General features: G+C 45.4%; 20 protein-coding genes and 1 pseudogene. 3 read left to right on the top strand and 18 right to left on the bottom strand.

Annotated elements, in window-relative coordinates; translation table 11 throughout:
• Window positions 1-164 precede the first annotated feature (164 nt).
• The 10 genes and pseudogenes from FHS17_RS30395 to FHS17_RS04655 form a co-directional block, all read right to left on the bottom strand.
• A pseudogene (locus FHS17_RS30395) lies at window positions 165-333 on the bottom strand (NAD(P)-dependent oxidoreductase); the annotation flags it as partial.
• Window positions 334-503: 170 nt separating this feature from the next.
• The gene (murA, locus tag FHS17_RS04695; protein WP_167275418.1) at window positions 504-1,796 is read right to left on the bottom strand and encodes a UDP-N-acetylglucosamine 1-carboxyvinyltransferase; all 1,293 of its coding nucleotides are present in this window, start codon (window positions 1,794-1,796) and stop codon (window positions 504-506) included.
• Between the two features lie 19 nt (window positions 1,797-1,815).
• Window positions 1,816-2,514 (bottom strand): FHA domain-containing protein, encoded by a 699-nt coding sequence (locus FHS17_RS04690; protein ID WP_167275413.1) that lies wholly within the window; start codon window positions 2,512-2,514, stop codon window positions 1,816-1,818.
• Between the two features lie 501 nt (window positions 2,515-3,015).
• Window positions 3,016-3,699 carry an N-acetylmuramoyl-L-alanine amidase family protein gene (locus FHS17_RS04685; RefSeq protein WP_167275409.1) on the bottom strand — a complete coding sequence of 228 codons (684 nt, stop codon included), beginning with the start codon at window positions 3,697-3,699 and terminating at the stop codon, window positions 3,016-3,018.
• A gap of 131 nt (window positions 3,700-3,830) precedes the next feature.
• Window positions 3,831-5,645 carry a sensor histidine kinase gene (locus FHS17_RS04680; protein ID WP_167275404.1) on the bottom strand — a complete coding sequence of 605 codons (1,815 nt, stop codon included), beginning with the start codon at window positions 5,643-5,645 and terminating at the stop codon, window positions 3,831-3,833.
• Complete coding sequence (locus tag FHS17_RS04675) at window positions 5,642-6,325, bottom strand: response regulator transcription factor (RefSeq protein ID WP_167275400.1); 684 nt, start codon at window positions 6,323-6,325, stop codon at window positions 5,642-5,644. The genes FHS17_RS04680 and FHS17_RS04675 overlap by 4 nt, the downstream gene beginning before the upstream one ends.
• Window positions 6,326-6,489: 164 nt before the next feature.
• Window positions 6,490-7,182 (bottom strand): HAD family hydrolase, encoded by a 693-nt coding sequence (locus tag FHS17_RS04670; RefSeq protein WP_167275397.1) that lies wholly within the window; start codon window positions 7,180-7,182, stop codon window positions 6,490-6,492.
• A 65-nt stretch (window positions 7,183-7,247) separates the two neighbouring features.
• Entirely contained in the window at window positions 7,248-7,499 is a 252-nt protein-coding gene (locus FHS17_RS04665) for a YolD-like family protein (RefSeq protein WP_167275394.1), read from the bottom strand.
• 82 nt (window positions 7,500-7,581) lie between these two features.
• The gene (locus FHS17_RS04660) at window positions 7,582-8,967 is read right to left on the bottom strand and encodes a sensor histidine kinase (protein ID WP_167275390.1); all 1,386 of its coding nucleotides are present in this window, start codon (window positions 8,965-8,967) and stop codon (window positions 7,582-7,584) included.
• Entirely contained in the window at window positions 8,960-9,610 is a 651-nt protein-coding gene (locus FHS17_RS04655; protein ID WP_167275386.1) for a response regulator transcription factor, read from the bottom strand. Before FHS17_RS04655 ends, FHS17_RS04660 begins: the two co-directional genes overlap by 8 nt.
• 203 nt (window positions 9,611-9,813) lie before the next feature.
• Here FHS17_RS04655 and FHS17_RS04650 point away from each other — a divergent pair, with 203 nt between their 5' ends.
• Window positions 9,814-12,168, top strand: a complete 2,355-nt coding sequence (locus tag FHS17_RS04650) for a glycoside hydrolase (protein WP_167275381.1) — start codon at window positions 9,814-9,816, stop codon at window positions 12,166-12,168.
• A gap of 49 nt (window positions 12,169-12,217) precedes the next feature.
• Here FHS17_RS04650 and FHS17_RS04645 read toward each other — a convergent pair whose 3' ends face one another.
• Window positions 12,218-13,198, bottom strand: coding sequence for an aldo/keto reductase (locus FHS17_RS04645; protein WP_167275378.1), 981 nt, complete (start codon window positions 13,196-13,198; stop codon window positions 12,218-12,220).
• 79 nt (window positions 13,199-13,277) lie between these two features.
• Window positions 13,278-14,468, bottom strand: coding sequence for a sugar efflux transporter (locus FHS17_RS04640; protein WP_167275374.1), 1,191 nt, complete (start codon window positions 14,466-14,468; stop codon window positions 13,278-13,280).
• Window positions 14,469-14,642: 174 nt separating this feature from the next.
• Between FHS17_RS04640 and FHS17_RS04635 the strand changes: the two genes are divergently transcribed.
• The gene (locus FHS17_RS04635; protein WP_167275368.1) at window positions 14,643-15,560 is read left to right on the top strand and encodes an AraC family transcriptional regulator; all 918 of its coding nucleotides are present in this window, start codon (window positions 14,643-14,645) and stop codon (window positions 15,558-15,560) included.
• Between the two features lie 66 nt (window positions 15,561-15,626).
• On the opposite strand, the gene FHS17_RS04630 is transcribed toward FHS17_RS04635, so the two are convergent.
• Window positions 15,627-16,979: a PepSY1/2 domain-containing protein gene (locus FHS17_RS04630; protein ID WP_167275364.1), complete on the bottom strand. Its 1,353-nt coding sequence runs from the start codon at window positions 16,977-16,979 to the stop codon at window positions 15,627-15,629.
• A gap of 166 nt (window positions 16,980-17,145) precedes the next feature.
• Between FHS17_RS04630 and spoVB the strand changes: the two genes are divergently transcribed.
• On the top strand, window positions 17,146-18,693 hold the full coding sequence (gene spoVB, locus FHS17_RS04625; protein WP_167275359.1) for a stage V sporulation protein B: 1,548 nt from the start codon (window positions 17,146-17,148) through the stop codon (window positions 18,691-18,693).
• A gap of 94 nt (window positions 18,694-18,787) precedes the next feature.
• On the opposite strand, the gene FHS17_RS04620 is transcribed toward spoVB, so the two are convergent.
• The 5 genes from FHS17_RS04620 to FHS17_RS04600 are packed head-to-tail and all read right to left on the bottom strand — an operon-like array spanning window position 18,788 to window position 26,670.
• Entirely contained in the window at window positions 18,788-20,023 is a 1,236-nt protein-coding gene (locus FHS17_RS04620; protein ID WP_167275355.1) for a VWA domain-containing protein, read from the bottom strand.
• A 3-nt stretch (window positions 20,024-20,026) separates the two neighbouring features.
• Window positions 20,027-22,369, bottom strand: coding sequence for a DUF5682 family protein (locus FHS17_RS04615; RefSeq protein WP_167275351.1), 2,343 nt, complete (start codon window positions 22,367-22,369; stop codon window positions 20,027-20,029).
• A complete protein-coding gene (locus FHS17_RS04610; protein WP_167275348.1) occupies window positions 22,327-23,421 on the bottom strand; it encodes an ATP-binding protein in 1,095 nt (364 codons plus the stop codon). Before FHS17_RS04610 ends, FHS17_RS04615 begins: the two co-directional genes overlap by 43 nt.
• A complete protein-coding gene (locus tag FHS17_RS04605; protein WP_167275344.1) occupies window positions 23,397-25,208 on the bottom strand; it encodes a hypothetical protein in 1,812 nt (603 codons plus the stop codon). Before FHS17_RS04605 ends, FHS17_RS04610 begins: the two co-directional genes overlap by 25 nt.
• A 13-nt stretch (window positions 25,209-25,221) precedes the next feature.
• On the bottom strand, window positions 25,222-26,670 hold the full coding sequence (locus tag FHS17_RS04600; protein ID WP_167275341.1) for an SWIM zinc finger family protein: 1,449 nt from the start codon (window positions 26,668-26,670) through the stop codon (window positions 25,222-25,224).
• Window positions 26,671-26,810: the final 140 nt, after the last annotated feature.

The following is a 26,810-nucleotide window of genomic DNA, read 5'->3' as shown; positions in this document are numbered from 1 at the left end:
AACATTGTTCTGTTGTATAGTCCAGAATTCATACCCTATCGCTTCCACTTGGATCCAGCAAACAAGAACATACGTTCTTTATCTTCAAATATTAGCAAATTATTGGTACATCGTCAATCAAGTTTCCCCCTATTCGTCTCTTAAGCAACTTTAACCTGCTCGACACCTTCGTACTTCTCGCTTCCTTGATAATTAGGGTTCTCTGAAAGTGGACGAGGATTCATCAAATCTTCCAACCCAGGCCGCTGTTCTTGGTGCTGCCGGAGGGAAAACAGTCGGGACACTGGTACACTGCTGCTTCAAGCCAATATAGGGGTATGTAAAATAGGGCATCTATTCACCTCTTCATTTTCTTCTTCCACTTCATTCTAAATTTTATTCCTACAGCTTAATTAGATGCCTATGGCAATATTTATCCTAATTAGTTTACATAATGTTAATTACGTAAACAAAAAAAGAGCATTCAGTTAATATGCCATTAACCGAATGCCCTACTAACTATTTTAGCCTTGCAGATTAATCATATCAGGCATCTCCTGACTATCCAGCTCCCGGATAGAGAGCTTAGCACCGATGGATCGGAAGTTGCCTATAACGTCCTCATATCCACGCTCAATATGCTCGATTCCTGTAATACATGTGTTCCCTTCTGCTGCTAAACCGGCTAAAAGCAAGCTGGTACCTGCACGTACATCCGTTGCATGGACCCAACCACCCTGCAGTGGAAGTCCTCCTCGGATAAAGGCACTTTCTTTCCGTAGTTCTATCTCTGCACCAAGCCGCCGCAGCTGCGGTACATGGGCGAATCTCTTCGGATACACTCGTTCAGTCACAATACTTTTGCCTTTTGCCTGCAGGAGCAGAGCAGTCATAGGCTGCTGCAAGTCGGTCGCAAAACCTGGATACATGCCTGTACGAATCCGTGTAGCCCTTAAAGTCCCCGAACCGTAAGCAGTAATATGATTTTCACCGGTTTCGATATGAATTCCTATTTCTTGCAGCTTGTATAGGCAAGAGCCCAAATGCTCAGGAATGACATCCATAACGGTGACCTGACCACCGTTGATCCCTGCCGACATCAGAAAAGCCCCAGCAATAAGACGGTCCGGAATCACCGTATGTGTTCCACCGTTCAAATAAGAGACACCTTCAATGCGAATCCGGTCCGTTCCTGCCCCATAGATTCTAGCCCCAAGCCGATTCAAGAAATTTGCCGTATCGACAACTTCTGGATCAACAGCTGCATTGCACAGCAGCGTCCGCCCTTTGGCACGCACAGCTGCCAGCATGGCATTGATCGTCGCTCCCGAAGTAATCGTATCGAAATAAATCTCCGCACCATTAAGCTCAGAAGCTACTACTACATAATAGTCCTCGAAAATTTGAACCTGCGCTCCAAGCGCTTGAAACGCCTTGATATGCTGGTCAATAGGACGTGAGACAAAATTGTCTCCACCCGGCATACCAATCGTCACACTCCCGAACTTCGACAACAGTGCACCAGCAAAATAATAAGACGCACGATAGCTCGAGGCCTTTCCCGGATCAATGACGGCAGTATGTATCCAGCGAGGATCAATGGTAACCGATCCGCCTTCCATCTTCATCTCCATGCCGATATCCTGGCAAATCTCTGCAATGATTCGAACATCATCAATACGAGGAATGCCCTCGAGTGTTACAATATCGTCGGCCAGGCAAGCAGCGGCGAGCAGCGCCAAAGAGCTGTTCTTCGCACCTGGTATTTGCACCGTTCCGTTTAACGGTCCTGAGTACTCTGCTTGAATATATTTCATGAGGTGATCCCCACTTTCGTTATAGCGAATTAAATTCTGATTCCAGCATATAACCACTGCCGCGCACTGCGCTAATAAGGAAGGTATCTTTGCCGAATTTTTTCCGCACCCGGTAGATGAGCGTGTTAATTTCATCAAGAGTAACGTCCGGGATACCTTCTTCTCCTGCAGGACGTTCCGGCCATACTTGAGATTTAATATCTTCAAGTGGAACGAGTTTGTTTAAACTCTCGTTCAGGATTCGAAGCAGCAAATACTCTTTCTCAGACATCGGTATCCGCTTGCCTTCAACCACACATTCTCGTTTTTCCCAATGAATCGTAGGCAGAAGGTCTGAAACATTGAGCTGCATCGTGATGCTGAGCGGTTCTATCTCAAGAGTCTGATCGGCGAACATATAGGAAAAGTGAATAACGCTCATCCCGTTGGCGAGTCTGATGATGTCAAAATTGTTCAAGATATATGGAGTGTGCGGCGTTACCCGTATTCCGTTAATTTCTGTTCCATGGCGGCTGCACAGATCATACAAGACCGCTTTGTCCTGTTCTTTGCGAATAACAACATGCTGCCTTGAGATAAATGGATTCGTAAAGGCTAGATCCGGAGTCAACTGATTGGATTGTCTTCCAATCTGCGTTTCATCCGCGGTTAGATTCACACAGGTGCCCGTTCGGTAGGGTTCGCCTCGAATGATATATAAGCATGCAAAATTTTCCAAGTCTTGTCCCCTCCGTTTGCGATGACTCCTGCCATCGGTGTTCGGAATTCACTTCAATCTGTATCGTAACTCAAAAGGTGGATGATTAACACTATTTTGTACTGACGTCACAATGACATTTCAGTGACACAGTGAATCATCACATTCCTTGTATTAACAATATCACCATTTACGGACAACGCAAAACCCGCAAGAAGGGCACTCTTGTCAAAGTGCCAACTTGCAGGTGACTAACTCCATTTATAACAATTTCCTGTTCTTTGAAAAAACAAGAATTTGTTTGACCCTACTCATTCAAATACGTCATTACTCGATTCTGAATCAATTTGGCAACATTATCAGCAGACTTCTGCCCTGCGAAAAATGCTTCCACTTCTTCGGCGATTATCTTCTGAATCGTCGTCTCATAACCAATATTTCTTACGCTGGCCTCGGACAGCATCTGCTAAACGGTGTCGACGCATCATTTTACGAATCACGGCAGCTCCCTCCATTCTCAAGCTAACCAAGACCATTGATAACACCGTTGACAATATTGGTTGATATTTGTTCTTGGAACGACTCGCTTTGCATTCTCTTTTCTTCGTTTGCATTCGAAATGTACCCGAGTTCTAGCAAAATCGCAGGCTGTGTGTTTTCACGGATCACATGGTAATCTCCAAACATCACACCTCTATCCTTTATTTCCGTATCCAACTTAAACAGCTCGTCATGTATAGACTGTGCCAGATCTTGATCCTGCGATTTGTTGTAGTAGGTCGTCATTCCGTGAACATCACTGCACTCAAAAGCATCAAAATGTATACTAAGGAACAAATCCGCATCCTCGATTTGCGCCAACTCTGTTCTGTCCTCCAGAGAGATAAAGGTGTCGTCAGCTCTCGTCATGACCACGTTTGCTCCTTGCTCAACCAATTTACTGCTTATGTTTAGCGCTGTAAGCAGCGTCACGTCCTTCTCATAAGTCCCTTGACTACCTGTTGAACCTACATCTTTGCCCCCATGGCCTGGATCAAGAACGATTGTTTTTCCTTCTAGAGGAAGCTTCAATTCTTCGTCGATTTCGATTGTTTTAGATGGTTGATTCCTTGTTTTTGTTGCTCCTTCCGAATGGGTATGAAGAATGATAGATGATAAAATAGCTCCGACAGTTGCGACTACTAAGTATTTGGCTGTTGTTTTCATAGGTACATCATAATGACCGCCCATAAAGACGGAATGGAGCCGAAATAAAGATAGGATAAAGATTGATCACCACACCCATGGAAAAGGTGGAGTTCACCTTCTACACGGGTGCTGATGACCAGAGTCATAGATTAGCTTTTCTTCTTCAAGCAAAAGTAAAACGCAACGCCATCCTTCGCATTAGCTGCACCGTATTCAGCGCCGTGCAGCTCCAGTATATTTTTGGAGATAGCAAGTCCCAGTCCCGTTCCACCATCAGATCGCTGCCTGGCCATATCTCCACGATAGAAGCGATCCCAGACTTTATCCAGCTGATCTTTATCGATCCGTGCTCCTTTGTTTTCCACACAAACGATGATTTGTCCCGCTTCCTCTGTTGTTGATACGATGATTTCCTGGTTCTCTGGCGTATATCGAATCGCATTGGTCATGAAATTCGTGATCACTTGTTCGATTCGATGTTGATTCGCTATGACTTGAGTAGGAATAAGCTGGGTTCGTAACTGTAACTGTTTAGCTGATAATTCAGGTGCTAACTGAGCGCAGATCAATTCGATCGACTTGTCGATGAAGAATTCGTCCATCTGCATTTTATAGGTTCCGGATTCGTATTTCGCGAGCTCCAGCATATCCACGATGAGATGGTCCATCCTGTCGACTTCTTTCTCCATCGCCTCGAAGTAATGGTCCTTCTTATGCGCAGCCACGCCGTCCTTCAGAATCGAGATACAGCTCTTCATTACGCTGAGTGGTGTTTTTAACTCATGGGATACGCCAGAGATGAACTCTTTCCTCGTATTTTCAAGCTGCTTTTCCCGCTCGATATCTTCCCTTAACTGACCGATGTAAGAATGCAATGTCGCCGATAATTGGTTGATATTAAGCGACAAGTCACCGATTTCGTCTCTGGAACGAACAGGAATGGTCTCTGAGAAATCAAGATTTGCGATTTTCTTCGTCGTTTGATTTATTTTCAGAAGAGGCCTTGCGATCTTCATGGAGTAGTACAGGGACGCGATCAGAATGAGTACAATGACAAACAATACAATATAGACGTAATAGTCCTTCACCATTTGTACGGCTTCATCTACCGGCTGCAGCGATGCCATGGCGAAAATGTAATTGGTTGTCCCATTATCATAATGAACTGGCTGGATGAACAGCTTGTACTTTACGTTATTTTCCTCGTAATCCTGAATCACAAGTGAGTCGGTTAATGGAATCTCATTAAACAAGAGCTTTACTTGAAAAATGTTGATCTGTTCAAGAAATAGCTCATTGGAGTAAATAAAATCCGATGATCCTCCGCCATTCGGAAGCTGGATATCTGTGATCTTTCCAAGTAAAGTTATAATGGACGACTGACTAGAGGAAGCCATTTCCTTTTTTGATTTATCACTAAGCTTCTCCTCCTTGCGACCATAAACTTGATGCATGAGCAGCTCATTGGAATACAAGATATTCCCCGACTGTTGATACAGCTCGATTGGAATAAGCATGGACTTGTTCCTAATACCCGTGAAAAAAATTTCATCGGCAGCCTTAATCAACGCTTGTTCTGAACTTGCTTCCTCTATACTCATCAGGTGATACAGAGGAACTCGAATTCGCTCCTGCTTATCCTCGTCCGTTACAGGCTTAAGCAGCTTAAATTCCAGGTAAAAGTCATTCGCAGTCTTAAGATTTCCATCATGATCCAGAGTCGTAATCGTTGTATTGTTATTCCGATAGAAATCTTGCTCTAACCTTTCTATAGTCAGCGAATTGCCATCCGTATTCATGTAAGCTGTCTTGAAAGCTTCAATCTTTGCTTGTAAGTCGCTTACTTTCCGGTTCGCATAGTACTCTTTGAAAAAAAACGTCTGACCGATATAGATCACCGCTAAGATGAGCATGCACAATGCTGTTGTTAGCAGGAACAGCTTTACTACAATGGAGATCTTCATGTATGTGCCTCGAACTTATAACCTGTCCTAACAACGGTGACAACCATCGAGGCTTTATCTCCAAGCTTTGTTCGTAGATTACGCATATGTGTATTTATAGTGCGATCGTCTCCTGCATACTCATAGCCCCATATTTTCGTAATCATCTGCTCTCGTGTAATGACAATCCCTTGATTCTCCATGAGGTAGGCAAGAATCTCGAATTCCGTATGTGTGAGGTTAACCATTGTTCCATCAATCGTAACGGTCCGCGATGGAAAATGAACCTTGATCCCATTTATGATTAATGAATCCTCCGAAGGCTTCGCCTTCCCGCTCCCGCTGCGGCTCTCAAGGAGACGCTTTGCTCTTGCAAGAAGCACTGGCGGACTATATGGCTTCGCTACGTAATCGTTAGCACCTAGCTCAAATCCAAGCAGTGTATCCTCTTCATCGCTGCGTGCCGTCAGCATAATGATTGGGACGTCTGATATTTTACGGATTCGGCGGCACACCGACCAGCCATCAAGCTCCGGCAGCATAATATCAAGCACAATCAGGTCCACTTCATGCTCTTGAAATAGTAAAAGGGCCGCCTTCCCATTGGCAGCCTCAATAACCTTATAGCCTTCGCTTAAGAAATAATCCTTGCTGATTTCGCGTAATATTTCCTCATCTTCAACGATTAATATCGTTTTCATCCCGATGCTCCCATTTCATGTTGTTCTGAAATCAGTGTATCAAATCATCAAGCCGAAACAAAAAGTATCGATAATTCGATCTACATCTTCATTTTATAGCGGGTAGATGAAGATTTTATTCAGGTGATGTAAAGATGAGATGAAGATACGAGGATATCTACTTGTCAAAGCGCCAACTTACGGGTTAAATTAATCAATTCAGCTGGTTTCGTCAGCTTTGGATAATCTGATATTCGCTCACTGATATACGGCGGTATAAACCATGTAGCATGATACGCATTCATGCCAACGTTAGTAGCACCATTAAGCTCATTGGAACCACCATCTCCAACGAATAACGATTCTTCAGGAGAAACTCCCAATCTGTCGCACGCAAGGTGATAAATTTGTGGGTTTGGTTTAGCAAGTTTAACTTCGTAGGAGAACAAAGCATCATCGAAGTATTTGGCCAGCTCTGAGGTATGCCATGCGGTTACTTCTTCTGGCGTACAGTTACTTATAAGGCAAACTTTCAGGCCAAGCTGCTTTAGCTCTTCGAGCATAAGAATGATGTTCTTATCTATATTGCTAAACGGGATTGCTTTTGCTGTTATGCGCTCTTTATGTAAGGTCTCAATGATTTCATCATCAACACGATGATCGAGTACATCTAGTATTTCTTTTACAACGGAAGGGAAATCTGTGTAGGTGCCATCCATTCTTTTTTCTTGCCGAGAATTCCATTCCTCTCTATACCTTTTGGCATCCACCTGCAGCTGTTCTTCCAATAATGTAGAACGCGGTGCTTTCCTGCTGCCATTCTCAAATTCTGAGATAAGTGTTTCAAACAGGTCGAAGAAGATGGCTTTGATTCTCATGGTATCCCTCCTGCTGCATTATAGGTTAACAAAGAAAAAAGCCGCTTTTAGAAGCGACTTTCACATCAATACCTAGGGTAATCAACTTTCATAATATCCATGAAAGGAACTTTATCAGTTCCTGCAGCAGTCTCGACATGAACTTTACCTGTACGGGAATCCATATGATTAATGATGCCTTGAACGGGCTCTTCTCGGCCCCAAATCGTCAGAACGATTGTAGATCCTTCATGGAAGGCTTCAGAAAGTTGGTTCCCTATCTCCTCTAATACAAACTCATCGCGAGTAGGTCGTTTTGGGACTTTTGTTTTAGCCATTCCGTTATTCCTCCAATAATTTATTTCTTTTACAAAGTATACACTAATTCTCGTACAATTTGGGTAAAAGACGTCGGTATTTTCATCTCTTAATGAGATCAATGGAAAAATAAAATTCCACTCTACCTTCCCCTGCCTCATGTCCGTAGTACGCGTGATGTTTCTGCAGAATAGTGTCAGTAATGGATAGTCCTAGTCCTGTCCCGCTTAGCTGTTTACTGCGGGATTCTTCCATAACGAAAAAGGGTTCCCACACCCGTTCCCATTTAGCTTTATCGCTTGTATCCGCTTCGTTTGCAATCCGAAAATGAACAGCATTTGATCCCACTTTTGCAGATACAGCAATCCAATTACCTTCCGTATATTTCATCGCATTTGTCAATAAATTACGAAGCACGGATTCAAGCTTGCGGTGATCTGCCATGACCCAAACCTCAGGAGGGAGCTCGTCTTCCACGATTAACTTCAGGTTCCTCTGACCAAAAACAATATGATAGTCCTCTATAGTTGAGTTTAGAAGCTGGTGGAACTCGGTTGGTTCCAGCTCATACGATTCCGTCTGCAGCTTAGACAGCTCTAACAACTGATTAATCATACTACCCATCTCTTCCGATTGACGCTTAATCACTTCCGCAAATGTGCCATCATCCAGTCCATCCTGTATTCCAGCAGCGTAAGCCCTGATCAGAGACAGAGGTGTCTTCAGCTCATGTGATACATCGGCAATAAAGGTTCGCAAATTCGCATTTCTTACTTCCAGCGATTGCTGAGATGCTTTCAATTTATCACTCATCTTATTGATGCTGTCGGCAAGAGACTCAATCTCATCTCCTGTACGGATATTTGCATGAATGAAGGATAATTCGGCGATCGATTTGGCTGTTTCATTCAGCTTGGCCAGTGGTTTCACGATCCTTGTCGTGTACAAGGCCGACAGAAGAATCAATAACAGCAACATACCTGACCAAATATATAGATTAAACCGATTTATGATGCCAATGGTTTCGGTTGAATAGGATATCGATTCTCCAACAGCAAGCACATTCCCACCTGACGGCAAAAAATTAACCAGAAAGCTGGACTTTAATTTAGCTTGATCAAAAAGCTTATTTACCCGCTTACCTTCTCTTAGTAAATTAAGATTTTCCTCAGTTAACCAAAACTTGCTTAAAGTAATTCCTTTCCGGTCGAACTGAAACATCATTTGGTCATTCAGATCATTTATCCCTTGTGACATAGAGGTATACGCGATTGTAACGTGATCACGCTGCTCCATCTCAGGGATCTGAACGTTCAGCGCGCCAACCGGAAGCGCTGATAACTCAGAAGTCAGCGCTGCCAATTTTTCTTTCTTCTGATATAAGAAATACTTTGGCAGAAAATAAGTATTCATCGCAAAAGTGATGATAAACACCAAGCACAGCGACAATGTTATCTGTGTAATTAACTTATAGGACAGTTTACTCATTGGTATAATCCTCGAGACAATAACCCATTCCTCGGTAAGTGCGGATCCAATGCTCACCTATTTTCTCTCTTAGCCTGCGAATATGGGTATCCACCGTCCGCTCATCTCCGAAATAATCAAATCCCCAGACCTGATCCAGCAGCATTTTACGGGTTACAATCTGTCCTTTATTTTGAATCAAATATTTCATAAGTTGAAATTCCTTGGATGTAGCTTGAAGATCCTTACCGTCACGGTACATTTTCTGCGCATCCATATCCACCAGTAAATCCCCAACTCGCACCTGTGCAGCCCAATTCAGCAGCTTACGTGCTCGAACAAGCAGTACTCTTGGATCAAATGGCTTTCTAACATACTCATCTGCTCCTGCGTTTAAAGCATACAGCTCATCCTCCGGATCACCCTTGGCAGTAAGAAGCAGCACTTTGGTTCTGCTGACTTTTTTGATTTCCTTGCATACCTCTACCCCATTAAGTTTTGGCATCATCCAATCCAATATAGCTATATCAATCTGATGCTCATAGAACATCTCCAGTGCCTGTTCTCCATCCCCAGCTGTCAGTACGTTAAATCCGTCTTTCATAAAATAACTGCTTAAAATCTGCAGCATCAGCGGTTCGTCTTCTGCAAGCAGCACATTCATAGACTTCAACCTTTCTGCTTAAATTTTACGAAATGACATTCATGATTCTACTATATAAAAAAAAGGTTACACCAATGTGACGAACCTAACTTATTAATGGATATCTTCATTATCTCCATCTCTATTTGAATTTGGCACATTGCTGTAACATTCATCCCTTACAATAACCTCGATTTCAAATTTTGAGATGGAGGAATAAAAGTATGAAACCAAAATTCACGTGGATGGTCACATCTACTCTGCTTGCCGCTTTATTATCAGGGTGTACGAATAGTGGAAACAATTCTATACCGCCCAATGAGACAGGAGCCGATGTTATACCCGTCAAAGATGCCGTAATACCGGCAGGTGAACCATTTGAGTTCGAGGTAGATCCAGAAACCTTCGCACTCACTATTATCAAAGATGGTGTACGAGAACAAGCATCACTGCCTCTGCCGAAGGCCAAAGTGAGCAACCTGGTTAAGAGCGATGATTCTGTGTCCTGGACTTACCCGGGGCAGATGAAGGTTACGATTGCCAAGAAAAATAATTACCTTGATATTAAGCTGGAATCTATAGGAGCTGATTCGTTCCAATGGCCAGTTGTACAGGCTGACAGCTACATGCTTCCGCTGGGAGAAGGAAAGCAGATCCCGGCAGATGACAAGGATTGGAGAACATCTCTAAAGGATCAGAGCTATACATTCAGCGAATCCTTCTCGATGGATTTCTTTGCCTTGAACCATAAGTCATTCTCCATGGTTTATCTGGTCACCAACAAATATAACGACGAGGTCCATTTCGATACGGAACCGTCTGTACAAATGCAGTTCACTCACGATTTCCCATCGATTAATCCAGACAAAAGTTATGGCTTCCGCCTGTATGTAACGGGCAATGACCCTCAACAAGTCGTTCAGCCCTACAAAAATTACGTCATTGAAAGTGGTAACTTCGTTACTTTAGAAGAAAAAGCTTTGGAAAACCCTAATATTCAAAAGCTGTATGGAGCACCACAAATCTATTTGTGGAGCCCATCTATTCTGACTGAAGAGAACGTGAATTGGCCAAATATAAGGACTGTGCTGGCCGGTAAATTTGGTATATGGCTCAAGCATCTTATGGATGAAACAGCCGACGGCAGCAGCGAGCTTACCGATACGCTTGAGCAGATTTCAAAACAGGATTATCTGGATAAGTATCAGAAGAAGGTTATTTTAAACGCGATTAATCAGGCTGTCAAAATGAAGGATTTCTACTCGGTTGACATGTTCCCTGATCCAGGAAAAGAGGCGACTGCCCTTATTCAAGAAGGTGTGTCCAGCCTCAGTGAACAAAAGTTGTACGAATTAAATAAGCTTCTTCTAAAAGATGCTTTAGGTGATGCTGCCACTGATCTGAAAAGCTGGGGCCAAACCGGTTCAACTGGGCTGATCCAAGACATGCATGAAGCTGGTATTGATAAAGCATGGATTGGTCTCTCCAATTGGGCAGACGGCTTAATAAATCCAGAGATGGTTGATGAAGCGGTGAAAGACGGTTACCTCATCGCACCGTACGATTCTTACCATTCCATTCAGGAGAATCCAGATCCGTCCTGGAATACCGCTTCCTTCGCGGATTCAACCTTGTATGATCAAGCTACTATTAACCGTAAGGACGGTTTGAAAGTTGCTGGTTTTCTAAACCGTGGGCGCAAGCTGAACCCCACACTCGCAATGCCAAGCGTTAAGCAGAGAGCCGACAGCATCCTGCAGGAAGGAATTGCATTCAATTCGTGGTTTGTAGACTGTGATGCTACAGGCGAGATTTTCGACGATTACTCACAAAGCCATACCACCACTCAAGCGGAGGATTTGAAGGCACGACTCCAGCGTCTTAGTTATTTTGCGAAGGATAAACAGATGGTCGTTGGATCCGAAGGCGGCAATGATTATGCAAGCAGCGTAATCGCCTATGCCCAAGGGATAGAAAGCCCCATTATTGCCTGGGGAGACCCCGATATGCGCAAAAATAAAGACAGCTCCTATTATGTTGGCGATTATTATGCCATGACAGGTGTTCCGGAACGTTATAGCAAAGCGGTGCCAATTAAACCGTTGTACGATAAAGTGTACCTAGACCCCACCTACTCTCTTCCTCTATACAAGCTGGTCTACAATGATTCCATCATTACAACCAATCATTGGGAATGGGGAAGCTACAAAATCAAAGGTGCAGAGGCAGAGCGAATGCTGTATGAGCTGCTGTATAACGCTCCCCCATTGTACCATCTAGATTCAGAAGCTTGGGACAAGCAGCAAGCAAGCATTACGGGTTTTCTGAAGATATGGTCCGCTTTCCACAGCAAGGCTGTTACACAGGAGATGACTAATTTCTCGGTCCTCTCTGATGACCGATTGGTGCAAAGCGCGCAGTATGGTGATCATTTAAAGGTGATTGTCAATTTCTCTGACAAGGATGCTGTCGCTGCGGATGGTCAATCCGTGAAAGCAAAGTCAGCGATTATTATCGAGGGTGGGAAAAGCACCCTGTTTGATGCAGAAGCTAATGCTAAATTACTGGCAACCAATTAATCATACAAAAAAGCTGGCTCCGATAAGGAACCAGCTTTTTATTTTATTCTTACAATGCGCCTACTACGCGATGAGGAACATACAGCTCCTCGAGGAATTTAATCTCATCCGGTGTTAACGTAACTTCAATTGAGCCAATTGTCTCCTCAAGCTGTGCATTGCTCGTTACGCCAATAATCGGAGACGTCACTGGTTCCTTTTGCAACAGCCAAGCAAGGGCAACTTGTACACGAGGAATGCCACGCTTCTCTGCGATAACGGCAACTCGATCAGCTACCAACCGATCCACGTCTGCCGATGAGTCATACTTCATTTTTTGCGCTGCGTCGGTTTGTGAACGATGCGTTACAGTATCCCATTCACGGACCAATCGGCCAGATGCGAGCGGGCTGTATGGAATGACACCGATTTTTTCTTCTTTGCAAAGCGGCATCATCTCTCTCTCCTCTTCACGATACATGAGATTGAGGTGATTCTGCATCGCAACAAACCGGGTCCAGCCGTTCTGCTCAGCAACATGCAGTGCTTTCTGGAATTGCCAAGCATACATGGCGGATCCACCTATATATCTTGCTTTGCCTGCTTTAACGACATCATGCAGAGCTTCCATCGTCTCTTCAATCGGTGTGTTGTAATCCCAACGATGAATCTGATACAGATCTACATAATCTGTTCCAAGACGTTTAAGACTATTGTCAATTTCAGTCATGATGGCTTTACGGGAGAGACCGGCGCCATTAGGTCCTTCTTGCATTCGGAAGAACACTTTTGTAGCGATGACGACTTCATCTCGATTAGCGTAATCCTTAAGCGCTCGACCAACAATTTCTTCACTTGCTCCAGTAGAATAAATATTCGCTGTATCAAAGAAATTGATTCCCAGATCCAAAGCCTTCTTAATAATGGGGCGGCTATTCTCTTCATCAAGAATCCACGGATGATTCCATCTATCGACATCACCAAAGCTCATACATCCCAGACATAGACGGGAAACATCTAGCCCCGTATTTCCTAATTTCACATATTCCATATGTATCCCTGCTTTCTGATTGATATTGGTTCATCGTTTTATATTATCTCACTTGGAGTTAACTCCAGGTCAAGTCCTTTTATTGGACGAGTACTTCCTGGCGTCTTATTTTCCAAAAGATTAAGAAGGTCAGGACAGCCATCGCGAGACATACCAAGTTTACATAACGAAACCCGATAAACTGAGCAAGGAAGCCGCCTCCTAGACTCCCTACTAACCGTCCAATGGTTGAACTATTGGCATAGAATGTGGTTGCAAGCCCCGGAGAATCTGGCAGCATACTTGTAAAATAACTGAGCCCATTGCCCATAACGATAGCGACAAACGTCGCCTGCAAGAGCTGTGCTGCGATTAACTGCCAAGAATGGCTGGATACACTTAGAATCACATAATATAAGACTGCTATTATGCAGCCGCTGATCATCAGCACTTTGTTCGATATTTTGCGATTCAAGGCTCCCAGTACAATCATAATCGGGATCTCCAGACCGGCACAAATACTTGCCACTAGCCCCACTTCGGTATGTGAACCCTCCAATTCATTCACAATAAATAATGGCGTATTGATACTGTTAATGGCATTAATGGCAAACAGAAAAATAAAAGCAATCACAGGCGTCCTAATCCCTTTGTTATTAAAAAAGGAGACATTTTTAAATTTGATTTTCTTCGTATTACTATATACTCGTTTTTGCAGAAACAAGAGTACAAGTGATGCAATAATCAAGTAGATAATTGCTGTCCCCCAGAAAAGTCCCTTGTAATCCAGAGCTCCCAGCAGAATTGCCCCGCCTAAAGGTCCAATTAGGAATCCGAGAGAAAATAATGAACGCATGGTAGAGATCGCGAACGTCTTATCATCCGATTTGCTGTCTGATGCCGCTTCATGCGCGCTGGCGTACAGCTGCGGAATGGTAGAAGCCCCCACCCCATTCAATAAGGTAACAACGATGATTAGAACAAAATAATTATGAAACAATAAGTACGAAATGTAAGCTAATGCGGAAGAGACTGTAGCTAGAATAATAATTCTTTTTCGATCCATTCCTCTTTCCGAGCGTCTTGCAATCAGTGAATTGACTATAACACCACTTAAGGAACTAACCGCCATAAATACACCAAAGGCTCCTGTACTCATACCCAATACTTCCGTACCGTAAAGGGATAGATAAGGTGATGTTATCGATATGCCAATTCCGAGCAGCAGCATACATAAGACAAATAAACGGTAGCCTTTGATCGCAAACAGGTTTTTAATACGGATGTACAAGTTATGTGCCCTCTTTCGATTTTTTTGAGCTTCTCCTATTATGCACCAAATGATATAGAGAACAATATCTTTATCTTCCCATATGATTGCCTAATCCTCTCACAGCACTTTCTCATTAGGTCAATTCTGCATTATAATCTAACGAGTAATGAAGTTGTGGAACGGAGTGAATTTATGTCTGAAATCATCGATCAAAAGCGAAATGAAATTGCCCAGCGAATCAGAAGTTTTTCCGATCAAGACGGCGTTTACGAGACAGCTGTTCCGTCCCTTTATTTTGTTCAGCGTTCTGATGTAACTGATCAGCTCCACAGAGTATACAAACCTGCCTTCTGTTTCTTGGCTCAGGGGAAGAAAGAATTACTACTGGGACAAGAACGATACGAGTATGGTCCTGCCGACTACCTGATTACCTCTATGAACTTACCGGTGATGGGCCAGATTATCGAAGCGTCCTCCGAGGCTCCATATTTGAGTTTGAGATTAGATTTTACGCAAAATCAAATTTTAGAGGTACTGAAGGACTCGGATATTCAAATCACCTCAAAAGAAAATGCTTCCCGCGCTATGTTCGTCGGTCAGATTGAGTCCTCTTTACTCGATGCGGTCCTTCGACTCGTTCGATTGATGGAACAGCCGGATGATATTGCTTACCTCGGACCGATCTACACCAAAGAAATTTTATATAAACTGCTGCAAGGGCCAAATGGAGCTGCGTTGGCACAAATTGCCATGGAAGGTAGCAGCACCTATCGAATCAAAGACGCCATCGAGCAAATCATTCAGCAATTTGATCAGTCCTTAAGAATTGAAGAACTTGCAGACGCAGCAAGCATGAGTGTCTCTACTTTTCATAGACATTTCAAAGAAATCACAGCGATGAGTCCCATTCAATTTCAGAAAAGGCTGCGTCTACAGGAAGCCCGGCACCTGTTATTAACCGAATTAGCAGATGCTGCTGAAGTGGCGTTCCGAGTCGGCTATGAAAGTGCGTCCCAGTTCAGCCGTGAATATTCCCGTATGTTTGGCTTTCCGCCTAGGGAAGATATCAAACGCCTGAAAGCGATATTAGATCAAAGGGTTCACGCCTAGATAACTAAGCGTAAGCGCAAAAAAACTGCATGCCATTTTGGGCACGCAGGTTTTTTTGTGATCTGATTAATTCGACCATTCACTTTCATACTCAATATCAACTTGTTTCCCGGTATTTGCGTTAATATAGACCTTTGTAACCTTCTCATAACCTTTTACAGCAATAGAATAAACCAATTTCCCATCACGTTTCATCAATGTTGGATCACCGGTAACTTCCATTTGGTCATTAACTTGTTTTAACGCTTCTTCTGGTGTCACTGTTGCTACTACTTGATCGCTTCTATCTTTATTCAAATAATACATTGTCGTATCAAAGGAATTCAAGATTCCTTTCTCCATATCTATAGAAACATCCAGGTATGCGTCCGTATTATGAACCCCTTCAACTTGCGGAACAAAGGTTACATATAGAATAGATCCTTTTGTTGAAGTATGATCGACAACAAGTTGAGCCTCTCCCCAGCCATTGACGAGAGATTGGGCTAGCTGCTTAGCCTCGTTCGAAGTCAACTTTCCATTATCAAGCTTCTTAGGTCCATCTTCAGATGGATAAATACGTAAGATATGTCCGCCTGCAACACTGATTTCAACTTCGTAGAACATTTTCTTACTGTTACCTGACCAAAACTTGAGACTGTCTCCAAAGTCGGGAGCTGAACCTCCACCGCTTGACGTAATTTGATTATCACGTTTATCTTTCCACAGCAATTCCATAAAAGAGACCACTTTAGTCTGTAATTCTTCTTTATGGATTCGTTTGTCTTTTTCAAACAGAAGAGTCTTATCATGAGGCTGGTAAGGATGTAATCGGTAAAGATACTCATTAAACAAAGGCTCCTCATCCCCAAATGTAGGAAAAGGTTTAATTTCATTTGTTAAAGAGGTTAGAAGTTCACTCAGTTCTTCTGAAGGTACTTCCGTTACATTCGGAACAAATAATACATTATTAACCATTTGATGCATCGCCGGAACTGTTTTGAGCGTGTAATTCCGCATCTCTAGCAAATTCTGCCGCTGAACCTCCGTTAGTGTATCTGCTTTATCATCTGCCAAATAGCCTAAATAACTCGCAGCGTTGCTCCACATTGAATCCTCATAATTATACTGAAAATCACTGAATACATCAGATGGTGGATTAAACCGATTAGATTTCGATAGAGAAGAAGCTGTGTCATAAGCAGATTTCAAATATTTTTTGTAATAGGAAGAAGAATTGGAGGCTAGCACATTCGCCAAATCACGATCAAAGTCCTCTGTATACATCTGGTGCATCTGTACCCAAGTGCGTGTATCTTGGAGTTTTTCTTTCTCGTATTCGTTTAATTGTTTATGTAACGAATGTCCATACATCATGAAACCTATCAAACCTAATGACAATATAATTGAAATGATTTTGTACATTCTAGCCTGATTCAAGTTTAGTAGTCCTCATTTCTAATAAGTAGTCCTTCCTATTAAACGTTACCTCCGTATAGATGTCATCTACTAAATTATACTAGTAAAGCTAACCAATCAGCTTGTTCGCATGCTTTTCCAATCGATGAATACACTTAAGTATTCGATTGTTTCTCAGGAGGATCGCATGGCACAACCCAAATCTTCATTTGTAAAAGGTACGTTAGTTCTGTCGGCTGCCGCTTTCATTAACCGGATTCTCGGTTTTATTAGCGGAATGTACATTGCCCGTGCTCTTGGTGCGGAAGGCATTGGTCTGTTAATGATGGCACATCCGCTTGTTCCGTTAGTCATTACCATAACAGAACTTGGACTGCCTGTAGCGATTTCCAAATTAGTGGCTGAAGCGAATGAACAAGGCGACCGCGCGAAAATCAGACGGATTCTGCATATATCACTCGCCATTACTTCCGTATTAAGCGTAACGCTCACAACATTCTCACTGCTTGGCTCTGAATGGATCGCCTCCATCTTACTGAGTGATCAGCGGGCTTATTATGCGATGCTTGCCATTACACCAATAGCGCCAATTGTGGCCATCTCAGCAGTACTCAAAGGCTACTTCCGTGGCATGCAGCAGATGAAGGCAATCGCCGCATCCGATGTTCTAGAACATACGGTGCAAATCGCATGCGTTCTGGCATTAGTCCACCTGCTCCTGCCTTACGGCGTAGCCTATGCAGCTGCAGGCGCTATGGCCGCCTCTGTCGTTAGTGAAATGATCAGCCTTCTCTTCCTCGCGGCTAGTTACAAGCTTTATGGCGAGAAAAAAGAAGCTGGCGAAACGTGGAAAAGCCACATTAAGCATGGAAGAAGTACACTATCCGAGCTGCTTCATCTTGGTTTACCAACGGCTGGTCAAGGTGCGATTCACTCGATATACAGCGCTTTTCAACCGTTACTTATTACAACCAGCCTAGCTCTTGCCGGCATCAGTACGGCCTTAGCAACGAAGCAGTTTGGCCTGCTGGCCGGGTACGCTTTTCCGCTTCTATTTATGCCTAGCTTTATTACGAATTCCTTGTCCACAGCACTCGTACCTGCCATCAGCGAAGCTGCAGTCAGTAAGAACAGTTTACTAATCCATGAACGCATGAATCAAGCTATGATTGTTGGGCTTTTAGTAGGCGCTCCGGCTACCGTTATCTTATTTCAATGGGCTACTCCGTTGACCACGATCATTTACAATGCTCCTGATGCCGGTCTGCTGCTTCAAATACTAGCCCCGATGTTTTTCTTTCATTATTTCGATGCACCGCTGCATGCGATTCTGCTTGGACTTGGCCGCACTAATGCTGCGCTCTGGAATTTTGTTATTTCCACTGCCTTTAAGGCAGTCTCGATCTTTGTATTTGGCAGCCAATTCGGAATCGTAGGTGTCGCATTTGGCATCGGGATTGGCATGGTCCTGCAGATGATGCTTAATTTCTTCTCGATATCAAGCTCGATCGGTTTTTATTGGAGGGTAGATCCTTATATCAAGGTTGGCTTATGTATGGTGATGATGGCACTCTGCGGACGATGGACTATGCATTACTTTACCTCTCAAGGCTGGACGATGGTTTGGAGTACAGTCGCATCAATTGTCGCATCTATGCTGTTCTATTTCTTCACCCTCATGCTGACCAATACTATTAATTGGAAAAGCTTCCGGCGGGTTATTCCGCTGCCATGAGAATATGACGATTCGTTAGAAAAAAGAGGGTCTGCTCCAAAGTCATCGACTTTTGGTGAGCAGTCCCTCTTTTATTATTGCTTATTCAGTTCTGCTAGCCTTTCCCCTTCTCCCCCATCCGCTGAGCAAGCTGCTGCAGATCCATCCCTTTTAGCGCGCCTTCGATCAGCTCGGGTAATCGATCTGGCGTACAGCCGAAGCAAGGAATGCCGTATTGGGCAAGCCTCTTCGCCACGGATTCGTCGTAGGACGGGACACCGTCATCCGAGAGAGCCAGTAGACAGATCGTCTTAACTCCTGACTCGTGCATTTCTCTTAGTCGACGGATCATCTCCGTTCGGTTGCCGCCTTCATAGAGGTCGGAGACGAGGATAAAGATTGTTTTCTTCGGCTCCGTAATGAAAGGCTCGCAATAGATAAGAGATTTGTTGATGTCAGTTCCACCGCCAAGCTGAATGCCAAACAACATATCAACCGGATCGTCAGCACACTGCTCACTCAAATCCACAACTTCCGTATCGAACGCGACAACTCTCGTATCCAGTGATGGCATACTTGCAAAGATCGAGCCAACTAGTGAAGCGTAGATAACGGAGTTAGCCATGGATCCGCTCTGATCAATATCCAGGATAACCGTCCATTCCTTACTCTTACGGGCACGGTCGAAAAAGTATACCTTCTCCGGAATCATCAGTTGACGCTCTCGGTCGTAATGCTTCAAGTTTTTGCGGATCGTTGTGCGGAAGTCCAGACCGCTTATTGAAGGAAGTGGCGAGTGCTGCCTGCGGTTAATCGCGCCTGTCACAGCCCGAGTAAGGTTCTGCTCAAGCCGCTTCATAATGTCATCCACCACTTCACGAACGAGCGCTCTTGCCGTCTCTTTCGTACGTTCTGGAATCTGTCCACGCAAGGTCATCAAGGTGGCAACCATTCCAATATCAGGCTTCACCTGAGACAGCAGCTCCGGTTCAAATAACAACTGGGTTAACCCTTTCCGTTCGACTGCGTCTGCTTGAATGACAGATACAATATCCGGCGGGAAAAAGGTTCTTACATCGCCTAGCCACTTGGCTAGCTTTGGTGAAGATGATCCAAGTCCAGCTGAGCGTGCTTTTGATCGACTTCCAGCACCATTTCCTCCAAGATCTGTACCTGTGCTGCCATCCGGCGTTCCATCATAAATAGCCGCCAGCGCTTCATCCATCAGCAGGTCCTCATCGCTTAACTGAAATCCACTTGCTGGACCACCAGCACCTTGTAAATTTTGCTCAGCTGCGGCTCCCAATATAAGTCTCCAACGTCTGATCTGATCCTGATCGATCGTCGTCATAGGCTATAAATCTCCAAAGTCGAAGTCATTAAGTTCATCCAGCTGCTCCTTTTCTTCCTCGTTAAGCGGTTGCTGCAGTGCTGCTCCAGTATCCTCAGCGCCAGTGCCCCATAGATCACCGAGCAGCTCCGCAATCGCCGCTTTCTCCCGAGGCTCGAACCCGCCGAATGCCCGACGGAGAAAAACGAGCGACCGTTTGAACGGCTCCGCTTCAAGCGATTGAACATAAGCGTCAAGCTGCTGCCATAAGTAGTCTCTGGATAACAGGGCATATCGGTTTCGCATGGACATTCCTTCAAACCAGCCAGAGCCGATATCTGCCGGAATGCCGGGCGACAGCCGCCGCGACACTTCCCTTGCGCAGTCTTCTTCGCCATCTTCATTCCGCTCCAGTACAATGGAGAAAGCATAGCCTGACAGCTTCGCATTGCGGTCGTCGCGCTCCGCGAGTTCCTTCAGCTTAGTCATCCATAACTGACCATCCAACTCCTGGTGATGCTCGCCTGCTGCTGCATCCATCGCATGAATGGCCGTAAGCATTCCAGCCGCGGCATCGTCGTTACAGCCTGCGGCATCCTGCAGCATAAGGGCTCCACGCAAAAACAATTGCTGCAGGATAGGTACCAGTGTTTCCGTCTCGATTCTCCGGATCGAACCGTATTGCAACAGAACGGACAGCTCGTGCACGGTTTCCGCAATCTGCTCGAAGCTGCCAGCATCAACTGCTAGAGCTTGAAGGGAGCTGGTTGCCTGCCCCATGACTTGCGGAAGACCACATTCGCAGGACTTGCGGATCAGCTTGGCCGCGTCCGCTATATTGCTGCATGCGAGAAGCTCCTCATGAATGACATAAGCGGCTGCAAGCTCCACGGTTTCCCCTTTTAAGGTCGACTCTACGGTCTCAATCTCAGCTTCCGGTGACCATTGCAGTACCCAATGCTCTGCCCAAGTCGCATCCGTCTGGCTGACACGCTGCTTACGGGTGAACCGAATGCCCAGCGCCTCCAAACGATGTAGAAATACAGAACGATTCAAATCTAGATAAGCAGCTTCTTCGGATTTCACTCGCCTGTTCTCCCGAAGATCGAGTTCCAATCCTGCTGCAACAAGCGTCTTATACTTTTCCAGCTTGAGCCTTTTAAGCTCACGGTTCAAATCATCCTGAACAGGGGTTTGGCTGACTCCTTCTGGGAGACTGCCGATCGTGGTACCGATATCCACTCTAGCAAGTGACTCTGCAACGACCGAAAATTCTCCAAATCCAAAGAGTACCGTTGCCGCATCCCGCAGATCCTTCCATGTTGGCTGTACACCATCATGCATGGAAGCGAGCGCATCGGCTAGTCTAACGGCTTCAATGACAGATGCGGTTGAACGCCAGGTTCCCTGCTCACGCATTTGCGCAGCAACCTTGGACAAGTATAGGGCTGGCAATTCATCCATCTTCCCTTGCTTCATACATTGCCATAGCAAAGTGAAATAAGCAGGAGCCTGATTGCCGGCTCCGTAACCAGAATGCGATGACAATTTATAATAGGAATAAGGCATTAGTGTCATTTTGGCAGGAACACGTGGCAGCTTCTTCAGCTCAGCATCTGTCATCTCAGGAAGCTCTAGAGAAAGCGCTGATGTGTGATGAGCGCCGCTGACGACTACAATCCGGTCAGGTTTATGCCCTGCGGCAATCGTCTCTTGAATTTTTCTTCGCATGTAAGCTTCGCGTATTTCGTTGTATGCATAAGCTCTAGGTGTTAGTCGCTGCTCATCGCCTTCCGTTAAGGCTCTCATCTCTTCTGCATAATGCCTAATAGCATTGTTATACGTATCCGTCTGTAAATGATGCTCGAAATGTCTCTCCCAATAAGCTTCATAGTCCGGTTCCCCGGATAACTCGGCTATCCGAGAGTATAGGTCGACAGACCGTTCTGGCTGCTCCTGGCTGCTCTCATCATTGACAGGTTTCCAGTCATATTTCACGTCAGCGAGCGCAAGCGAGACTTCAGTCGGCAAATCGATAAACTCCGCTTGGCAATCATTCCATCTGGCCCATTGCAGCGCCTGATATTCCGGTGAATACTCGGCAAACGGATACAATAGCGTGCGGACGGGCAGCCGGTCGGTATAAGCAAGCATCGCAACCGGCGGAATAACACCTCGAGCTGTCAGCTGTTCTGCCAATATACCTGCGTCACTGGGACCTTCAATTAATACGGCTGTGGGCTTTACCTCCTGAAGGAGGGCGAGAAGATGATAAGAACCGGCAGGAGACAAATGCCTTACGCCAAAATAATGGGGTCCATCACTCAACCGTTCATCTCCGTGCAAGCGTTGTATAGGCTTCGCCATGACGCCCCCCGTTTTTTCATAATATTGTCGAGATATTCCTTCCACACCTGCTGGTCCTTCGTATCATCCTTGACGATCGCTCCCTGCAGGCCAGCCGCAATATCATCATCAGATAGTTCACCCGTGCCAAAGCTTCCGGCAAGTGCCATACTGCCTGTCAGGAGGGAGATGGCTTCGGCCGTGGATATGACGCCGCTTGGTGATTTGACCTTCTCTTTGCCATCCAGCGTCAAACCATTACGCAGCTCACGGAAAATCGTAACGACCTTGCGAACTGACTCGTCATCCGGCTGTGAAGAACGAAGTTCATAGCTGGCAGATATTTCGCTGACACGGCGGCGAACAATATCAATCTCCGTATCGAGGCTTGATGGAGCCGGAAGTACAAGAATGTTGAACCGGCGTTTTAATGCAGCAGACATTTCATTAACTCCACGGTCACGTGTATTGGCCGTAGCTATAATCGAGAATCCGCGCTCAGCCGGCACTTCGCGTCCCAGCTCTGGGATCGAGATCGTCTTCTCGGACAAAATGGAGATCAGCGCATCCTGCACCTCGAAAGCGCAGCGCGAGATTTCTTCAAATCGCGCAATTCCGCCGCCCTCCATGGCACGAAGAATTGGACTGCGAATCAGCGCTTGATCGGATGGCCCCTGCGCTAAGAGAAGTGCATAGTTCCAGGAATAACGGACATGCTCTTCGCTTGTGCCAGCAGTACCCTGGACAACCTTGGACGAATCACCGTGAATAGCAGCGGTCAAATTCTCCGACAGCCAAGATTTTGCTGTACCTGGTTCCCCAATCAAGAGTAGAGCACGATCTGTGAGCAAAGTGGCAATAGCCATCTCCACCAGTCGTTTGTTCCCGATATATTTTGGAGTAATGACCGTCTTACCAGCCTCTCCTCCAGTGATAAATGTAAGCACTGCTTTAGGCGATAACTGCCAGCCGGTTGGTTTGACATTATCCTTATCAGCTGCTTTCAGTGCTTCAAGCTCGTGTGCATACAACTGTTCTGCAGGCAATCTTAATACATTTTGTTTTTGATCCATGCCCATACTCCTTTTCCACTCTCCCCTGCCGGTTCATCAGGCAATGCTTCCATCGCCTCAACGATTTCCAGCAATTCATTTTTAACTGCTGCATAAGTGAGCACTTCTGTGAATGCGCGCAGGCGCGGTACATAGCTTTTGGGCATCGATGAGAAGAGAAGCTTCATCCGCCAATCGATGTAATAAAAGCTGCGTGAAGACTTATTTTCCAAGAGACTCATGAACAACTCAGGTGCCTCTTTATAACCGATTCGGAATAAGGTGAGCAGTACATTTTGTGTCCGATAATCATTAACTCGTGAACCGTCCTTCAACTTAGACAACAGATAAGTCGTTACCTCACGCTCCTCTTTATGAGTGAACATGCATACAAGCTCGATCAGATCCTGCGCGGCTAACGTTTTCGCCCACCGAGGATCCCAAGCATCCACAGGTACAGCCGCCGCACTATCATAATCTTCATCCGCTAGTTGACCGTGCGCCACTTCCTGCAAGGCAGCCTGAAGGAGCTTTGCCGAAGCAGAACGCCCCTTGATCGCATCAGCATAACGATCGTAAAGCTCGGCCTTGGACAATTGCCTATATGCAGCGCGGAAGCTGTAACCGATAAATTTGCCTTTATAAGCTGAGTGCAGACCAATTGCAAACCGATCAGCAGGCTCTGCATTCAACTCTAGAAGCAGCTCTGCAGCTAACTCTTGCACTGCCTCGGATTCCGCTGTAATAAATTCGTCTGTCGCTAGAAGCTTGCCAAGTAAAGGGAAAGCCTCATTCGCGAGTGCATGACCGTTCCCGTTCAAGCAACGGAGATCAATATGCAGCTGCTGAAGCGCATTACTCTTGTCCTTGCCCTCATTATTCAAATAACGGTCCAACTGTATATCGGCGTGATCAATTATTCGTTTATGAAGATCAAGTGCCTTGCACTTTCGTATTGGATCAACAACCAGTTCGCCGTCCTTGGACTTCACAGCCTCGAATAAACGATCCTGACTTGGCAGCGAAGCAATCTGGGATAAAGCAAAATAGGCAGCCTCGCGGACTTCCTTTCTTTTCTCGCGGCTTTGCTCGAGCAGGAATGGTTCTTGCCCGTCATATCCACTCAGCAGTCCGATCGCTGCCACTTTAAGTTCTGGCGATCCTGAAGAACCTGCTTCACTAACGAGCTCGAGCGACTCTTCCCCCAAGCTGCTGTGAAGAAGCTGCAGACGTCTGGCATCTCCCTTTCCACCTTGAAGATCAAGCTGGCTTCTTAGAACGGGTACGGCTGCTGTGCCAAATTCGGGAATTAGCTTTTGCTGCAAAAAATCAGGAATTTCCGCATACACGTCATCAAGTGCGCGGCAAAGCGCAGGCAGCGCTCGCAGGTCGAGGTAGCTTCGGCCTTCATAAGCTTGCCTGAGCTGCTCCAACCGGCCGGAGCCTTTGGTCGTTAAAGCTTCCAGCAGTGGATGTAATCTTCGATAGGTTATGTCCGTAGATAAACCAATGCCAAGAGCCTCCAAAGGCTGCTGCTCTCCAGAAACATCTGTTTTTCCCTGCGTATGTAATATGGCACTAAGAAGTGTTGCAAGCTCTAGAAGCTTTGAAGCACTTTCTGTGCGAGGTGCCGTTAAGAGAGCTTCTGCCGAATCAGCCAATCGAATAAAGACTGGGGCTGCTTCTCCGGCTTTTCGCAAAGATGGAAGGAGCTTCGAGAGCCGCAAATCCCCTTCTGCTAAGGCACTTCCGGTAACAAACAACCGGCGGACCTCCTGCTGCAAGTCTAGTAATACATTTACGCTCATGATGGTCCTCCTTCTAATACAACAGCCGTATAACTCGGCTATCTGTGATAATGCTCATTGGCTGCGCCGTCAGGCGACCGCTCTCCACATCATGGCGAAACATTACAAGAGCAGCTTGGTCCTGCAAATCATCTGCTTGAAGCAACGGTAAGATCGTCTCCACTTTAGCAGGTGTTTCGATCATTTCTGTATTTATAGGAAGCGGTTTGCCCTGCACATCCTTAAATACAAAGCTGTCTCCAACTTTCTCTAGGGAGTGAAATGCGATGAGCATAACGGGATTCCGGTCAGCGAGTGGATTTTTGATTACATTCTTCACCTGTTTGACCACATCCGGGAACGAAGCTGTCGCGAATGCTTTCGCTGCTTTATAATCCAGGCCGCTTGCATCGCGGAACGTACCTTTTTCCCAGCGAACTCTAGCATTTACTTCGCCTGGATATTGAAAGAGTTCCTCGGTTTGAACAACCGCATGGACGGTGTCTTCCTCTTTAATCGCCTTCGCCGCTCGGAAAGGACGCAGATTGCGGGTCGCATGGATGGTGCCATCCTGCAGATTAACCCACCATCCGGCATCCACATATTCTCCTTTTGCCTGATCGGTATAGGATAAGAACGAAAGCTGTAACAGCTCTGATGACTGTCTAATACGGCCATATTCCTTGAGCTCAGCTAGCTGCCAAGCGTGTCCAAGAAGCTCCTCAAGCGTTGTCTCGGTATCCATCGGCATTTCCGGATCAGCTAATCGCTGCTCCAAATAGCTTCTGCCCTTTTTCACCAGAGAATGAAGACGGATCAACTGCTCAATCGCCTGTGAATAGACAGCTTCCCGGTTACCTTCCTCTTCCAAAAGCAAGAGCAGCCCTTTCAACTCGGCTTGCACACCTGGAATATAATAATTGCCCATTTCCTTCGCTTGTTCCTCGATAAGCTGAACAGACTTTTTATTTAAGCCTCCAAGTCCAGCCTGCACCGTTTGAAGGACTAGCTTCTCCAATAGGCTTAGACCTTCCAGCTGAGCATTCATTTTTTTCGTTAAGGCCGACTTATTAACCTTTCGTTTAACCGGAGCTTCCCCATTTGCTTCAGCCGTTTCGGCTTCTTTCTTCTTCTCTTCGCGTTTGTCTGCCTTCTCCCGCTTCTCAGCGATATCTGGTGGAACCTCCGCTTGCTCGAATGGCTTGCCAAGTGCATAGGCATACATCAAGCCTAGTGTGTGTTTGCAAGGGAATTGCCTGCTTGGACATGAACAGCGTGACAGCGGACTATCTGGTTGTACAAAATCAACTGAACAACGGTACGGCTCCTTGCCGCTGCCTTTGCATTCCCCAAACAGCAAAGTTCCGTCTGCCGTGATGCGAAGTACAGGGAAGCTGTTCTTTTTGACCAGATCCCGGCCATTCTTCATTGCTCCCGCATTAGGAGCCAAACTATCAATGTAAGCTTCCGTTAATGACGTCATATTCTACCTCTCTGTCTGTAAGGAGTCATATTAATTTCAACAAAATAAGAGTTATCTCCTCTCGCTGTAAAAAATCACCATCTATAAATATGAAACGATAAGGATATTCATGATCAAATCCGATTGTTAACACAAAAAGC

Source organism: Paenibacillus lupini, assembly GCF_011761355.1.
In the GTDB taxonomy this organism is placed as follows: Bacteria; Bacillota; Bacilli; order Paenibacillales; family Paenibacillaceae; genus Pristimantibacillus; species Pristimantibacillus lupini.
The sequence above is the reverse complement of the archived record's forward strand: the minus strand, read 5'-3'. Positions and strand labels throughout refer to the sequence as shown.

What these genes read in the sequence shown, in the direction of transcription:
- spoVB (WP_167275359.1), top strand. Translation starts at nt 17,146, where the DNA reads ATGGCACAACCCAAATCTTCATTTGTAAAAGGTACGTTAGTTCTGTCG.
- FHS17_RS04660 (WP_167275390.1), bottom strand. Translation starts at nt 8,967, where the DNA reads ATGAGTAAACTGTCCTATAAGTTAATTACACAGATAACATTGTCGCTG.
- FHS17_RS04675 (WP_167275400.1), bottom strand. Translation starts at nt 6,325, where the DNA reads ATGAAAACGATATTAATCGTTGAAGATGAGGAAATATTACGCGAAATC.
- FHS17_RS04605 (WP_167275344.1), bottom strand. Translation starts at nt 25,208, where the DNA reads ATGAGCGTAAATGTATTACTAGACTTGCAGCAGGAGGTCCGCCGGTTG.
- FHS17_RS04620 (WP_167275355.1), bottom strand. Translation starts at nt 20,023, where the DNA reads ATGACGACGATCGATCAGGATCAGATCAGACGTTGGAGACTTATATTG.
- FHS17_RS04685 (WP_167275409.1), bottom strand. Translation starts at nt 3,699, where the DNA reads ATGAAAACAACAGCCAAATACTTAGTAGTCGCAACTGTCGGAGCTATT.
- FHS17_RS04615 (WP_167275351.1), bottom strand. Translation starts at nt 22,369, where the DNA reads ATGGCGAAGCCTATACAACGCTTGCACGGAGATGAACGGTTGAGTGAT.
- FHS17_RS04670 (WP_167275397.1), bottom strand. Translation starts at nt 7,182, where the DNA reads ATGAGAATCAAAGCCATCTTCTTCGACCTGTTTGAAACACTTATCTCA.
- FHS17_RS04650 (WP_167275381.1), top strand. Translation starts at nt 9,814, where the DNA reads ATGAAACCAAAATTCACGTGGATGGTCACATCTACTCTGCTTGCCGCT.
- murA (WP_167275418.1), bottom strand. Translation starts at nt 1,796, where the DNA reads ATGAAATATATTCAAGCAGAGTACTCAGGACCGTTAAACGGAACGGTG.
- FHS17_RS04680 (WP_167275404.1), bottom strand. Translation starts at nt 5,645, where the DNA reads ATGAAGATCTCCATTGTAGTAAAGCTGTTCCTGCTAACAACAGCATTG.
- FHS17_RS04655 (WP_167275386.1), bottom strand. Translation starts at nt 9,610, where the DNA reads ATGAATGTGCTGCTTGCAGAAGACGAACCGCTGATGCTGCAGATTTTA.
- FHS17_RS04645 (WP_167275378.1), bottom strand. Translation starts at nt 13,198, where the DNA reads ATGGAATATGTGAAATTAGGAAATACGGGGCTAGATGTTTCCCGTCTA.
- FHS17_RS04665 (WP_167275394.1), bottom strand. Translation starts at nt 7,499, where the DNA reads ATGGCTAAAACAAAAGTCCCAAAACGACCTACTCGCGATGAGTTTGTA.
- FHS17_RS04635 (WP_167275368.1), top strand. Translation starts at nt 14,643, where the DNA reads ATGTCTGAAATCATCGATCAAAAGCGAAATGAAATTGCCCAGCGAATC.
- FHS17_RS04610 (WP_167275348.1), bottom strand. Translation starts at nt 23,421, where the DNA reads ATGGATCAAAAACAAAATGTATTAAGATTGCCTGCAGAACAGTTGTAT.
- FHS17_RS04600 (WP_167275341.1), bottom strand. Translation starts at nt 26,670, where the DNA reads ATGACGTCATTAACGGAAGCTTACATTGATAGTTTGGCTCCTAATGCG.